Consider the following 14,102-nt stretch of genomic DNA (forward strand, 5'->3'; position numbering starts at 1 on the left):
AAGAGCAGCATCAGCCATGGGCAGCCTCCAAGGCGTCCACCATGATTGGCTTGGCAGAAAGCCGGACGCCGTCCTTGCCAAAGACCAAGATCCGCTGTGTATCGGCGACGATGGAAACAGGCATGCTTGCGGAAATGCCTGCAGCTTCCGCCGGTGTCAGTTTGGCGACCATCGGCTGGTTCAAACCATCGAGCCGCGCATAGACGATCACTTCGGAGCCAAGAAATTCCAGGCGATCGACATGCGCTGCAAGGCCGGCCTGAGGGCGCCGAAGCACCTTCACATGTTCCGGGCGGATCGCGATCGTTACTTCTTCCCGCTCGCGCACGGAGGAAGCGATCTCTAATTGGTGGCTGCCGAGCGACACCAACTGACCGGGTCCAACCACGCTCTCCAGCGTGTTGATCCGCGGTTGGCCAACAAAACGGGCCACCTCTAGATGGTGCGGATCATCATAGATAACGTGTGGCGGAGCAAGTTGCAGGAGATTACCGGAGATCATCACGGCAACGCGATCCGCCATCGATAGTGCTTCTGCCTGATCATGCGTGACGTAAAGGGTCGGCACGCCTGCGCGGCGGTGCAACTCGACAATCTCGCCACGTGCATGGACGCGGAGGTTAGCATCGAGATTGGAGAGCGGCTCGTCCATAAGAAAGAGGCTAGGTCGGCGAACCATCGCGCGTGCCAGAGCCACGCGCTGCCGCTGACCGCCAGACATCTGGCCTGGTTTGCGGTCAAGCAAGTGGTCGATTTTCAGTGAGCGCGCCATTTCAGAGACTTGGCCTTGAATGCCTCTGCGCACCTGCCTCTGCCCCGGCAGGAAATGACCGATCAAGGGAAGACGCTGCGCGCGTGTCAATTCACGCATTGCAAGCGGAACGGCGATATTTTGCGCAGCCGTCAGATGGGGATAAAGGGCGTAGGATTGGAAGACCATCGCAACGTTCCGATCGGCGGGCGCGAGCCCGGTTAGCTCTCGGCCTCCTGCCGCGACGCTGCCAGAGGTTGGGTGGTCAAGGCCTGCAACGATGCGCAGCAGCGTACTCTTGCCGCAGCCCGAGGGACCAACGAGGGCAATGAATTCGCCAGGTTCCGCCTCCAGGCTAATGCCTTTCAAAATGGCATTGTCACCGAAGGACTTGCTGATGCCGGAAAGACGAAGTGCGCTCATTTAGGCTGCCTCGCCTTGGGACGTCGATTTTGGATAGATTTCGTCGATCACGTCATCGATCACGTATGCGGTCATATCGGGAACGGCGACGATCTCGCTGGAAACGGTATCGCCATCGAAACGATGAACAACCGCGCCGATGAGGCGCTCGCCCGGCATTTCCCGCTCCAGCTTATCAATGATGAAGGCGGCCGACGGTCCCCAAACCAAGGCGGCGTCTTTGAATGCGCCTTTCCAGGCCCAATGAAGATGGCCTGTCGCGATCAAGCCTACCTCATGTTGGTCTATCAAATCGTACAGACGCGCGCGGGGAACAGGCCGGATGCTCCAATAACCGGTGTCCCCTTCGTCGGGGCGATCAACGAAGATCGGCTTATGCGTGAAGAGTGCGATGCGTCGACCGCCTGCTTCGGCCATCTCTCGCGCAAGCCACTCAAGCTGCTCTTCCTCGTTCTCGTCGTCCATTCCAAGGAGCAGCGAATTGAAGCCAATTAGTCGCCAACTCTGAATGTCGCGACTGAACCGGTCTGCGCCGACAAGACTGTTCCAGCGCTCAATCCGGGCGTTCGTGACCGGCTGGTGCGATCCCGGCAGATGGCCGATATCATGATTGCCCGGCAGGATCAGCATCGGCGCCTTTGTCTGGTTCATCAGCTGGAGCGAAAAAGCGATATCGTCGGCATGATCTGCGCCATCGACACTCAGGTCTCCCGTATGAATGATGAGATCTGGCTGTTCGGATTGAAGCCAGCGAAGGAGCGGCGGCCAATTGCCGTTAAAGTGCGGCTTCGACGGGCTGAAATGAGTATCACTGATCTGAATGACCTTCATGGCCGGGCTCCAATGCAGGGGATGGAGGCGACATTTGCCTCTGTGCTTTCGGAGTTCTCATAAAGGTGCAGGTTGTCAGTTACGTAACAGGCTTTTCCCGTTCTTTTCCATTCTTGTCATGAAACGGTTACATCCATCATTTGGATCGCCTCACGCTCGCTTAGACCGGGCAATCGACGTTTGATGAACGAAGTCGATGCAGGACGTCGGGCCTGCATTCGTTTGCATGTACAGATTACTGTTGCCCTGTGACCTCGAAGATCAGGCGATCAATGCTCTAAAGGGGTGGTCGAAAAACCTTCTCAGTGAAAGGTCAAGCAGCAGTCCCGTTCGACACTATCATCCGTGGTATCTTTGTTCTATAACTCCGATATGGGCTTCGATGAAACTGCGCCTGTGAAGGACCGCGCAACGGGCAATTGTTCGGCAATCTCTGCCGGCATCACCCATCTTTTCCTCTTCATCAACCGACAATTTTCACCAAAAATAGCCGCATGTGCGGCTCCTGCCCAAGTCAATCGACCAAGCGAGGCTTCCCGTGCAAGTGCATGAAAAAGCAGTATCCAGGCGTTTTCAGTTAATTCTCATCAAGCCTTCTCATTATGACGATGATGGTTATGTGATCAGATGGTGGCGGGCGATGATCCCGTCGAACTCTCTCGCGGCACTTTATGGAATTGCTGCCGACTGCGCGGAACGCCAGGTCCTCGGTCCCGACGTGGAAATCGACATCAAGGTCATCGACGAAACAAACACCCGGGTCGATATACCGAAGCTGCTCGGGTTGCTAAAACGACACGACAATTTTGGGCTCGTCGCCTTGGTGGGTGTTCAGTCTAACCAGTATCCGCGTGCCCTGGATATCGCCCGTCCATTCAGAGCGGCGGGAGTTCCCGTATCGATGGGAGGCTTTCATGTCTCCGGATGCTTGTCTATGTTGGACGGCGAAGCAGTCGAGTTGAACGCCTGCCGCGAGATGGGGATCTCGATGTTTGCGGGTGAGGCGGAAGGACGGCTGGACGCAGTCCTGCAAGACGCAGCCTCCGGCTCCTTAAAGCCGGTCTACAACTTCATGAATGATTTACCTGGCATCGGCGGGACCCCAGTCCCGTTTCTCCGCCGGGAGAACATCCAGCATACCCTGGGGCTGAGCAGCAGCTTTGATGCGGGCCGTGGTTGCCCCTATCAATGCTCGTTCTGCACGATCATCAATGTACAGGGACGTAAGTCTCGTTTTCGCAGTGCCGACGATGTCGAGAAACTCGTTCGGATGAATTGGGCGCAAGGTATCCATAAGTTCTTTATCACGGACGACAACTTTGCGCGCAATCGAGACTGGGAAGCGATCTTTGATCGGCTGATCGACCTCAAGGAGAATCACGGGATCCCGCTGGGCCTTATGATCCAGGTCGATACGCTCTGCCATAAAATCCCGAACTTTATCGAAAAATCAAAACGTGCGGGCGTTACGCGGGTGTTCATTGGGCTTGAGAACGTCAATCCGGACAACCTTACGGCGGCCAAGAAGAACCAGAACAAGATCACCGAATATCGGAAGATGCTACTTGCCTGGAAGGCGCAAGGCATAATGACATTGGCTGGATATATTCTTGGTTTTCCCGCCGATACGCCAGAGAGCATCCGTCGGGATATCAAGATCATCCAGCAGGAATTGCCGCTCGACGTCATCGAATTTTTCGTTCTCACACCTCTACCAGGATCGGAAGACCACCAGACGCTCTGGAAGAAGGGCGTTGCGATGGAAAAGGACCTGAATATCTATGATGTCGAGCATGTTTGTACCGCACATGAAAAGATGACCAAGCAGGAATGGGAGGCGATCTACCAGGAAGCGTGGTCCCTTTATTATTCGCCTGCCCATGTGAAGACCTTACTGCGCCGCGCCGTTGCGACCGGCGTGCCGATTGCCAGTCTCGTCAAGATCCTTGTGTCCTTTGCGACGACAGTACCCCTTGAAAATGTGCATCCTCTTCAAAGTGGCCTGCTTCGGCTCAAGCATCCAAGCGAATCGCGCCCGGGGATAAAGCCACGACATCCGCTTCTCTTCTGGCCGCTCTTTGCAAAGGAAACGATCGTCAAGCATGTGAAGCTTGCCAGCGTGATCCTGTCCATGAGCTACGATGCATTCCGAATTTCCAGAGATCCGGCATCGAAGAACTACTCCGATAAAGCATTGACGCCTGTTGAAGAGGATGAGGAAGAAAAGCTGGAATTGTTCACAATGACTGCAGGCGGCAACGCGGCAGTCAACCATGTCAGGAAGGTCGCAAAGCTGACGAAGACAGGCTGAGCACAGATTGCCTAGTTGCGTACTATAAAGCGGCCCCGAGACGCGGGTTTTCTGAAGCTCGTTCAGACATGTAACGACAAACGCGGCAAGCGCCTGGCCAAGGCGCCTTGCGGCCTGTCGAATTGTTATCTGTGCCGCACCGAAATTTTTGGATCGGTATGGCACCTTAGTCAAAATAGAGGATCTGCGTCGCGCTCCGAGGCTAGCTTTCAGCGATGCCGTTTACCCGACCAGGAGGCATATCCCATCCAAAGTGCGCAGCTTCGTCGATCATCTGGTCGCAGGTACGCCACCTTGGAATGCAGTCTCCCCTAGCCCGAGTCTTTTATAGCGACTGCGATCGCCCTAGATCACATCCAGAGCTCCAACTCACGGGTGGCATAAACCGTAGCTTCTTAGCTACTTTTCCATCGTTAAGGCGAATGCCTGCAAATGGCAGCTTAACTGCTCAGCTCGCTGAGATCAGACTTTGCCTGATAAAGTCAACCTTTTAGCCGCCGCCGGGCGATACACTGTCCTCGTCCTTGCTTGGGAGCGATCCGGTGCCAGGTGTCTTGCTTTCGTCGGTCAGGTGATCCTTGGCATGCGGACCCGCAGCGGGATGATTGTTCTGCGAGACCTTCTTCGTGCCTGTGCCCTCGACTGCGCGCTGTGCCTTGGTGTCCTTATCCATGTCTGTCTCCTGATTATAAACAGGTAAATGTTGAGACTGAGGGGAATGTTCCGGCGCGGCTCCAGCGGCTATCTGCGTATGCTATGGTTGAAAAATGCCGACAACTAATGCGGTGCGAAACCCCCCACGTCCGAACCGAACCAAGAAGTCGTGGCCAAGGGCGCTAGCTTGGCATGCAGCCGGCAAAGCATCGTCTTGCACTCATTCCGCCAATTCATTAATTGCCTTTACAGGAGACTGTAGAATGGCGTCGGATCGGCTCGGAAGTATCGTTGCGTTCGTGCAAGTCGCCGAACGGCGCAGTTTTGCGGCGGCGGGCCGCGATCTCGGCATTTCTCCGTCCGCAGTGAGCAAAAGCGTTGCCCGGCTAGAGGAGAGGCTGCAGCTCCGTCTGTTTCATCGCACAACCCGGTCGCTGACAATGACTGAGGACGGGAAGATCTTTTTCGAGCAATGCAGCGCCGTCCTCAAAGAACTTGATAACGCCGAGCAGGATATGCTGCAGCGCGCGGCACGACCAAGCGGTATTCTGCGCGTCGAGATGCCGACCGCGCTTGGGCGCTTGAAAATCGTTCCTGCCTTGGGACGGCTGACGACCCGCTATCCTGAATTACGCCTTGCGGCAAGCTTTGCGGACACCCTCACCGATCCTATCGCCGAGGGACTTGATGCGATCCTTCGTATCGGCAACCCGCGTGACGAACAACTTATGATGAGGCGGGTAGGCACCGTTAGATATCTGGTCTGTGCAGCACCTTCCTATCTCGCAGCACACGGCGAACCTATGGCTGTGGAAGATTTGAAGAACCATGATTGTGTGAGGCGCGTGTCGCACTATGGTCCGAAGTTCGCGCCGTGGAGATTCAAAAACCCGGAAACGGGCGAGCTCTTCGAACGAGAGGTTACAGGGACGTTGAGCGTCGACAGCCCTGACGCAATGGTGGACCTCGCTTTGGCTGGGAACCAGCTGGTTCAGCTTCACACATACATGGCCGAGCAGCACATTAAGACAGGAAAATTGATTGAAGTGTTAGCGCCATTTGCCGCAGAAGGGCCGCCGATTTCAGTTCTATTTCCTTCGAGCCGGAACTTGGCACCCAAGGTGAGAGTCTTCATCGATTTCGTTGCTGAGGTCCTGGCACAGTGACTATGCAAATGGTCCCCCTGTCCCAAGCAGGGGAACGCGCTAGGTTCGTCTTGTTGCCGGAGAAACCTGGGGTTCCTTCGCCAGCTGGTCCCAGATCATATCTTAAAAGCTCAGTTTGTAAGATAGGCCGGCAGCAGCGGCCCAGTCCGCCTTTGCGTCAGCATCATAAGTTGCTCCATCCGACACTCTCTGTTTGCCGGCAGTGAGATAGGAAATTGCAGCGCCCACTCCGACCGTGCCGACCTTTGCCTTGTACTGAACGCCAAGACCAAGGGTCCATGTATCCGTGGTGATGTCTGCTCCTGTTCCGACGCCTTCATCCCAGGTGATGTTGGCCGTGCCTGAAAATTTGTCGTTGAAGTCGTGGCCTACACCCAGCTGTAGGGTATAGCCGTCCGTGTAGTTGAAGATCTTGCGGGAAGTGCCAAGGTTGGTCACGGTGTAGCTGAAATCCGGCAGCACACTCCAGTCAGTCCATGTTGCAGAACCGTAAACAAGCCATCCAGGCGCCACACCAGTCTGCGCGTAGAGTTTCAAGGACTGGGGCAGGGTGCCCTTGCCGAAGGCCGGTAAGGTGGCTGGGATGCCAACAGACTCGCCGAAATCCGAGGCGGTAAAGGTGCCGTCGCCTTGATGCTTCACCTGCGATCGATAGAGAAGCTCAACCCGAAGAGCATATTCACTGATGTCATAAGCGACGCCGACACGGTATCCGAGTTCGCCATCGTCCTTCAGCTTTACACTGCCGATCAACGTATCTTCACGGTAGCTGAAGCTTTCAACAAAGAGCCCGCCGATAAAGTGCAGGCGACCCGGCCCAACGCCTGCATGCACGTCACAAGTCCCGCCATACTCATCGGATGAGACTTTCATGTGGGATGTAGGGTTGGGCAAGGGGTCACCATTGGCGGCAGCCGTCACCAGTTCGGCGTTCTGAGCGGCTTCGCTATAGGTCCCTTCGCCGCCAAACGGCTTGGCGTATGTGAAGGCGCAGGAAAAATTGTCATTGAGACGGGCGCCGAACGATACGTTGGGCGTAAAGAAGGAATCCGAATAAGCACTTTCGTGAACGGATTGGCCCATCAGTTTCGAATAAGAGCGGTTTGGAGAAACATAGGCCACCGACGCTTCCGTGGTGAAACGAGCATCATCGAAGAGAATGTCGGTATTTGCCTCATCACGCGAAAACCCTCCAGCCTTCGCCGGCATGGCATATGCGCTGCTCAAAACTGATATGAACAGGAAGGCGCATCCGCGCCGAACCATCCTGGAATTCATCTGCTATGTTCCCCGGCTTGTTTTTTATGAGATGATCATGCGGGCGGTGTCGCTGATGGTGCAGCGGATTTTCCTCCTGTCCGCTGCTGCAACGCCTCCCTGCGCTGATCATGTCCAGAATATGAATTGGTGAGTGCCCATCAACGGCGATGATGGGACAAAAAAGGATCATTTACGGCCATTCATCACGATAGAAGCGAGAGGTTAAGCAATGCACAAAACGTGGCCATCACGTCGAAGTCTTACGCCTCTTCAACAACTGAAAGGGACAAAGAATATCCGCTGCTCGCGAGGCGCTCGGATTAAGCCCCGAGATCCTGCATTCGAAAGTGAAGAGGATTAAGAGATGGAGTACAGCCGCACAGAGCCCGCTCGGGAGCTATTTGGCATGTTTGCGAGGTCAGGGCGCGGAACGATGTTGATGGACAGCAACTGCAACCATTCATCGGATGAAAGAGTCAATCTCAGGCGCGTTGACTCTCCTGTTGACCGCCGTTTCGCAGTCAGGGATCACGCCCCGCTGTCCGACTGATCAATATCCAGCTTTCATCACTGATCGCTCACCACGCAGGTGCAAGGCCGCCGCCTGCCGTTCGTCTTTCATCAATCGCCTGTTCGCGATGAAGCGGATAAGCCAGGGAATTTGTTTGACGGGGTTGCCGGTACTTTCAGCAAGGACATAGCATTCAGCACATTTTTCCAGGATTTCAATATTGAGCAGAAGGCGCTCCATGCCCATGCCGAAGCAAAGCACCAGATCGTCGAGGCAATAGGCGTTAGCACCGTTTGAAAGCCCCATGATCGGACCCGGATGCGTCGACGACATACCGACCCGTTTTGCCTCGACGCCGAGATGGCGAACCTGCTCATCAAAAATGGAGGGCATCGTGAGATCAATCCGCGACAACCACGAGCACCATGTCAATTGTCCGGCTGCAATTGCACCCACATCTGGACGGCTTTTGTAGATCTGATGATGAAGGTCGCTCGACCGGCCGGTCAAATCCAGCCATTCGAATTTTCTCGGAATGTCCCGTCCAGCCTCGATCTCGACGCGCACGAAAGCGTGCCGTTCGGGAATTCGCTGTGAAAGCATGTCACCTGGCTTGAGCAAGCCTTTGCCTGACAAGCGCGCAGCCGCAAGACCGAGGTCTCGCTCTGCAATGAAATTCGCAATTTGCTTGACCATGTCACACCAGTCCAAAAACCGTGTCGAAGCGATCGAGCGCATCATCGATGACTTCGTCAGTATCAGCCATGCTCGTGTAGATGCGGCTTCCGGCAAGGGTTAGGAGACCGTGCGCGAGATAGGCAGCGCCCATTTCCTCCATCAGATGTTTTCTCGCATTGGCTTCACGCATCAGCTTGATCGGGTTGCGCATGCTCATGAGCAGAACCGCCGATGTCTGGAGATGGACAATCGATCCCATGTTATAAACGACATAGGGTAGGCCACGGCGCTTCATGATCTCCTTGAGCCCACGTGCCAAACGATCGCCCGCGCGACCTGCTAAAACGGCGGCGTTCGTGCGTGCCATTTCCTCGATGGCGAAATAGCCGGCCACACAGGAAAGTGGATTGGCTGAAAGCGTACCGCCGACAAAGGCGCGCTTGCTGGAGGTGCCGATGCCACCCACCAAGGCCATCATCACGTCCTTGCGCCCGCCAATCCCGCCCGCCATCAGATAGCCCCCTGTCAGGCATTTGCCGAAGACGGTGATATCTGGGTTGACCTTGAAGTAGCCTTGGGCGCCGCCCATTCCGACGCGAAAGCCGGTAACGACTTCATCAAAGATCAATAGGGCTCCGAATTCGTCGCAGAGCTTTCGCACTTCCTTGTTGTACTCGGGCGTGACCGGGCGTGTCCCGCTTTCCGGGCCAAGAGGTTCAACGATGACGGCAGCAGTGCCGCCACGAATACGATTGAGCATAAGTTTGCGTCGCAAGGTGCCAAGCTCGTTCGGAAAGACCTCCTGAGTATAGCCAGTCACGCCCTTCGGTATGCCGGTTGCCTCGCGACGGCCAGTTCCGGGCACGCGCATGCCGTAGACCATCTGGTCGCTCCAGCCGTGATAATCGCCGCCGACCTTGATGACCCACTTCTTGCCTGTGTAGGCGCGGGCCAGACGAATTGCGCCCATGCAGGCTTCTGTGCCCGAGCCAAGCATGCGAAACATCTCGATACCAGGCATGTGCTGACGGATGATCTCTGCCAACTTTATTTCATATTCATGCAGTAGGCCCGTCACCGGTCCGCATTCATCCAGTATCTGATGCGCCTTTTGCCGGACCGGCAGGTAATTCGACCCCAGAAGAGTTGGTCCCCCCGCTTGCAGAAAGTCAATGTAGCGGTTGCCGTCGGCATCCCACATATAGGCGCCGTCGACCTTCGTCGCAGCAATTGCAAACGGATAATTAAAAGCGAGGTTGTGCTGGACGCCACCTGGAATGACCTCGCTCGCCCGGGTCGCCAAGGCCTTTGAGGCCTGGCATTTCTGCTCAAAATAATCCAAAACCTTCGGCATGTTGGCCTTTGAAATGCCTTTCGGCGGCTGCTTCAGCAGCGCACCAAGCCGGTTCATAAGATCGCCGTTGTCCGGCCACGCGCTAATGGCATAGGCGGCAGGATCTGCGGTTCGAGCTGCCATGTTCATTTCAAGCTCCTTTGCTCTGCGACTTCTCCAGAGCAGCCGAAAGAAATGATCGAAGCTGCTTGTCGATAGTCGGGTTTTGCTGAATGCGTCGATGCAAATGAAGTTGTGCGGTCCGCTCGATCTGACGCAGCATAGCCGTCGCCGCCTTCAAACTTTCGGCGGAGCAGATGACGCCATGGCTTGCCATGATGTAGGCATAGGTGTCGGGTCGCATCGCCTTAGCGAAGGCTCTTGCGAGCATACCTGTTCCGGAGGGCCTATAGGGGATCAGAGCTATGTTCGAACCGTATGAGGCGCGATCGACGGATGGTTCCCAGGACAAGCCTTCATGAAGAAGCGCTACCGCGCTTGCGACCGGCTGGTGTGTGTGAATGCTGGCGCGTCGGGATGGAAAGGCTTTGATCATGCAAGCATGTAGCGGCTTTTCGACAGTCGGCGTTTTGTCGCCTTCGACCACCTTTTGCGTGGCAATGTCGATGATCGGCACATCGGCAGCACCTATCGAATAGTAGTCTGTGGCAGAGGGGGTGACGGCCATCAGGTCATCGTCGAGGCGCACCCCGATGTTGCCGCCAGTCCCAGCAAAGAAGCCATGATCCGCCAGGAAACGGCACGTATCGGCAATCTCCCGCCTAATGGCGACAAACCTAAGCATTCTGTGTTCCCTTCGAGCCGTTGAGTTTATGATAGATCGGTGCAAGACGGTCATGAAGTTCCGTGAAAATGCCGAAGCGTTCGTCGTAAAATGCCGCAGCTGAAGGCGTCGGCTCATAAATACGCTCGATCTTGACCTGCCGCGCGGCCTCATCCAATCGCATGAGGCCAAGACCGTGGGCCGCGATAAAGGCTGCGCCACGAGCATTGGCTTTCAACGGGTCACATGGCTGGCGGATGGCGAGATTAAGGACGTCAGCATAGATACGACACCAGGTGTTCGACATGGCTCCGCCACCGATCATGGTCATCACCTCTGGGCGCTTGCGCATGAAGCGCTGGATCGGTTTCATCGTCCACCGCGTGTTCAGCGCCACCCCTTCGAAAACGGCGCGTACAATCGTCTCGCGGTTGTGATCCATGCCAAGATTGAAGATCCCAGCTCTCAGCAAGGGATCATCCACCGGGCAGCGTTCACCGAACAACCAGGGCAGATAAAGAGCGCCGTCGGCACCGATCGGCTGGCGTGCGGCTATCTCGTCCAGGACACGATAGGTGTCGATGGACGGTTCGCCTCTGATCAAGCCATCATCGTGGAACACGATGCGGTCCTTGAGGAAGGCTATATTGTTGGCACCGCTGGTTTGCAGTGCGATCATCAAATAACGGGAGGGAACCGCACAGGGGATTGATGTTATTTGATCGAATACGTTTGTGCGCTTGAAAGGAACATGCGCGGCGATCCAGGATGACGAGCCGACATAAAGGTGGCAGTCGAAATCATCAATCGTCCCTGCACCGATCGCCGCTGCGGAGTTATCGATAGCACCGGCGACCACCGGGGTTTGCGGCGGCAAGCCCAGCGTTTCGGCCACTTCGGAACGGATCGTACCAATGACGTCGGCGCAATGAACGATATCCGGGAATTTGTCGCGGTCTATACCGCTCATTGCGATCAGAGCATCATCATAGCGGATGTCATCTGGCCTGCGATTGTCCGTGACCCACGACGTCAGGATCGAATCCTGCGTGGCACAGAACCGTCCGGTTAGGCGCAGGTTCATGTAGTCAAGAACATTGAGGAATTTGTAGGTTTTCGCATAAATTTCGGGAAAGGCATTACGGATCAGCAGCATGTGACCTGCGGGATCCTTTCCGGACAGGGCAGGAGCGCCGCCGCACAAACGAAGCCATTTTTGTAATTTCAAGGCATCGTAGCCGGCAACCTTCAACTTACCGCGCATCGTGTTTCTCAGATGATGAGCGCCGCGCATGTCCAGCCAAAGGATCGCGTTCATCAGGCATTGTCCGTTACGGTCTACCGCAACCGTGCTTTCGCCTTGCGTGGATGCGCATATGGCGACGATATTTGACGGGGGGACGACACGTCGATTGAGGATCTCGCGGGTTGCGTCGACAAAAGCGTCCCACCAATTCTGCGGTCGTTGCTCTGCACCAATGCTGTCAATGACGATCAGTTCAACAGGACGAAATGCCCAGGCGACGACCTCGCCGGTTAGAGACACAAGTCCCACCTTGCACCCGCTCGTACCCAGATCGATCGAAAGGACATATTGCTGTGCGTCTGTCATGGCCCTCAGCCAGATGCCGCCGGACCACTTTGGCCGGTTTTACTGGAAAGAGGATACTCTTGGCAGGCACGCGATGAAGCGTTCGAGCTGTCCTAATCAGGGTCTATTTCGGCCAAATCCGCATGATGTCGGATCGAAGCACACCGGGTGTCGTTCCGGTCCAGCGGCGAAAGGCTCGCCGGAAATTGTGGGGATCTGTGAAACCGACAGCAAAGGCGATCTGCTCGACTGACATGTGAGGATTGCTGAGGAGTTCCAAGGCTTTCTTCTTGCGCAGCTCATCCAGCAGACCTTGAAAAGAGACTGAGGCCTCTGCCAGACGCCGCCTCAGAGTTCTTTCGCTCATGCCAAGCGCCTTTGCGACACGTGCAATACTCACGCGTTTTTGCAACCGTTGACGCAATACTCTTTCGACCGCTTCCGTCGTTTCAACCGCCTCTCTTGTCCTATCGTGATGATAGGCGATAAATTCGCGCAATTGACGGTTGCTGAATGGGTCAGAGGTCGCAAGGGGCTGCTTGTACCAGGTTGGATCGAAGAGGAACACGTTTTCCATGGTGCCGAAGCGCACTTCGCAACCGAAAATCTCTTTGTAGGCGGAAGAGTGCGCCGGCTCCGGATAGGCCAGTTCGATCCGTAGCGGCTTGAAGCCGTCTCCAACCAGACCGATGCCAATCGTCATAAAGTTTGCGAACGCCTCTTCGACGAGAAAGGTGTAAATGGCCGGTTCTGAAAAGCGACTTGCGGCCGTCACAGCAATACCGTCCTCCGTCACCTTGGTGTCGAACTCCAGCATGCTTCCCGTATTTTTTTGGAACTGCAGGCCAAGCTTGACCGCATCGCCAACGGTCGCGGACGTCAGCATCGCATAGCCCACAAGGCCGACAGAGTTTATCTTCTGACGAAAGCCGGTCTCCAGTCCCAATGCATGGCCCTGGGCCATTTCCAATGCACGCAGTATGACTTCACGCCCTTGGCGAAACGAGACACGACATTCCGCATCCTCGATATCTGTCAACGTCAGTCCGATACCCACGAGCAATTTGCTCACGTCTAAGTCATGCTCCATGAGCGTGGCGACGAGACTCCTCAGCATGTAGACAGGGATGTTCGCGGTTGTCAGACGTGGATCAACTGTTTTCATCAGTCGCCCGAGCTCCTCCTCGACGCTTTTGACGCTGATAAGACACATCGGTTTTGGTGTATCGGTCAAGAGAAGCGGGATTGTCCAAGGTCTGTTTGGCCGAAAATGACCCTAATCAGGCCCCCGAATCCCTTGTCGGCCTTTCGGCTTGTCATATTCTCGTCATGGCAAGAGCAGGGGAGAAAAAAGACCCGCTCTTTTGCTTCGTCATCCTGAGGGGGAATGGCAATGATCGGTTGGATTATCGGGTTGAGTGCAGCCTATGCTGTCGCCTTGAACGGCACTATGGTGATGCCGGTCATCGTGCTCGCGATGAGCAAGCTTAGCGGCTATGACGAGGGGCTTGCAACGGTCGTTGCCAGTGCCGAATTGGCAGGCATTGCCATCTATGGTCTGTTTCTAGCGAAGCTGGGTCTTCGCTCATGGCATTTCGTTGCTTTGTTCGGCACGCTTGCCGTTCTTGTCGGAGAAGCGGCGAGCTTCTGGCTGCAAGCTCCGGTGGCGCTGGCTCTTGCGCGCCTCATCACGGGTCTCGGCGAAGGGGCGATTTTTTCAATCGTTGCAACGAACCTTGCCTCTCTTGCCGATGCCGAGCGCATCTGGGGCGCATTGTCGTTGATCGGCGGCACCGCTATGGGCGTCTT

11 protein-coding genes and 1 pseudogene are annotated in these 14,102 nt (G+C 55.7%); 3 read left to right on the forward strand and 9 right to left on the reverse strand.

Annotation, left to right across the window (positions count from 1 at the left end; all coding sequences use genetic code 11):
- Window positions 1–10: 10 nt before the first annotated feature.
- Both VQ830_RS20490 and VQ830_RS20495 read right to left on the reverse strand, forming a co-directional pair.
- Window positions 11–1,174, reverse strand: coding sequence for an ABC transporter ATP-binding protein (locus VQ830_RS20490; RefSeq protein ID WP_337270000.1), 1,164 nt, complete (start codon window positions 1,172–1,174; stop codon window positions 11–13).
- Window positions 1,175–2,005, reverse strand: a complete 831-nt coding sequence (locus tag VQ830_RS20495) for a metallophosphoesterase family protein (RefSeq protein WP_337270001.1) — start codon at window positions 2,003–2,005, stop codon at window positions 1,175–1,177.
- Between the two features lie 538 nt (window positions 2,006–2,543).
- Here VQ830_RS20495 and VQ830_RS20500 point away from each other — a divergent pair.
- Complete coding sequence (locus VQ830_RS20500) at window positions 2,544–4,316, forward strand: B12-binding domain-containing radical SAM protein (RefSeq protein ID WP_337270002.1); 1,773 nt, start codon at window positions 2,544–2,546, stop codon at window positions 4,314–4,316.
- A 490-nt stretch (window positions 4,317–4,806) separates the two neighbouring features.
- Here the strand turns inward: VQ830_RS20500 and VQ830_RS20505 are convergent, their stop codons facing one another.
- Entirely contained in the window at window positions 4,807–4,989 is a 183-nt protein-coding gene (locus VQ830_RS20505; RefSeq protein ID WP_337270003.1) for a hypothetical protein, read from the reverse strand.
- 244 nt (window positions 4,990–5,233) lie between these two features.
- Here VQ830_RS20505 and VQ830_RS20510 point away from each other — a divergent pair, with 244 nt between their 5' ends.
- On the forward strand, window positions 5,234–6,136 hold the full coding sequence (locus VQ830_RS20510; protein WP_337270004.1) for a LysR family transcriptional regulator: 903 nt from the start codon (window positions 5,234–5,236) through the stop codon (window positions 6,134–6,136).
- A gap of 102 nt (window positions 6,137–6,238) precedes the next feature.
- Here the strand turns inward: VQ830_RS20510 and VQ830_RS20515 are convergent, their stop codons facing one another.
- From VQ830_RS20515 to VQ830_RS20540, 6 genes are all read right to left on the reverse strand, one after another.
- Window positions 6,239–7,414: an OmpP1/FadL family transporter gene (locus VQ830_RS20515; RefSeq protein ID WP_337270005.1), complete on the reverse strand. Its 1,176-nt coding sequence runs from the start codon at window positions 7,412–7,414 to the stop codon at window positions 6,239–6,241.
- Between the two features lie 532 nt (window positions 7,415–7,946).
- A complete protein-coding gene (locus tag VQ830_RS20520) occupies window positions 7,947–8,603 on the reverse strand; it encodes a hypothetical protein (protein WP_337270006.1) in 657 nt (218 codons plus the stop codon).
- A 1-nt stretch (window position 8,604) separates the two neighbouring features.
- Window positions 8,605–10,068: an aspartate aminotransferase family protein gene (locus tag VQ830_RS20525; RefSeq protein ID WP_337270007.1), complete on the reverse strand. Its 1,464-nt coding sequence runs from the start codon at window positions 10,066–10,068 to the stop codon at window positions 8,605–8,607.
- A gap of 1 nt (window position 10,069) precedes the next feature.
- On the reverse strand, window positions 10,070–10,723 hold the full coding sequence (locus tag VQ830_RS20530; protein ID WP_337270008.1) for a class II aldolase/adducin family protein: 654 nt from the start codon (window positions 10,721–10,723) through the stop codon (window positions 10,070–10,072).
- Window positions 10,716–12,314, reverse strand: coding sequence for a xylulokinase (locus VQ830_RS20535; protein WP_337270009.1), 1,599 nt, complete (start codon window positions 12,312–12,314; stop codon window positions 10,716–10,718). The genes VQ830_RS20530 and VQ830_RS20535 overlap by 8 nt, the downstream gene beginning before the upstream one ends.
- 103 nt (window positions 12,315–12,417) lie before the next feature.
- Entirely contained in the window at window positions 12,418–13,458 is a 1,041-nt protein-coding gene (locus tag VQ830_RS20540; RefSeq protein WP_337270010.1) for an AraC family transcriptional regulator, read from the reverse strand.
- 228 nt (window positions 13,459–13,686) lie between these two features.
- Between VQ830_RS20540 and VQ830_RS20545 the strand changes: the two are divergent.
- A pseudogene (locus VQ830_RS20545) lies at window positions 13,687–14,102 on the forward strand (MFS transporter); the annotation flags it as partial.

Source organism: Oryzifoliimicrobium ureilyticum (assembly GCF_037199735.1).
Lineage (GTDB): Bacteria > Pseudomonadota > Alphaproteobacteria > Rhizobiales > Rhizobiaceae > Rhizobium > Rhizobium ureilyticus.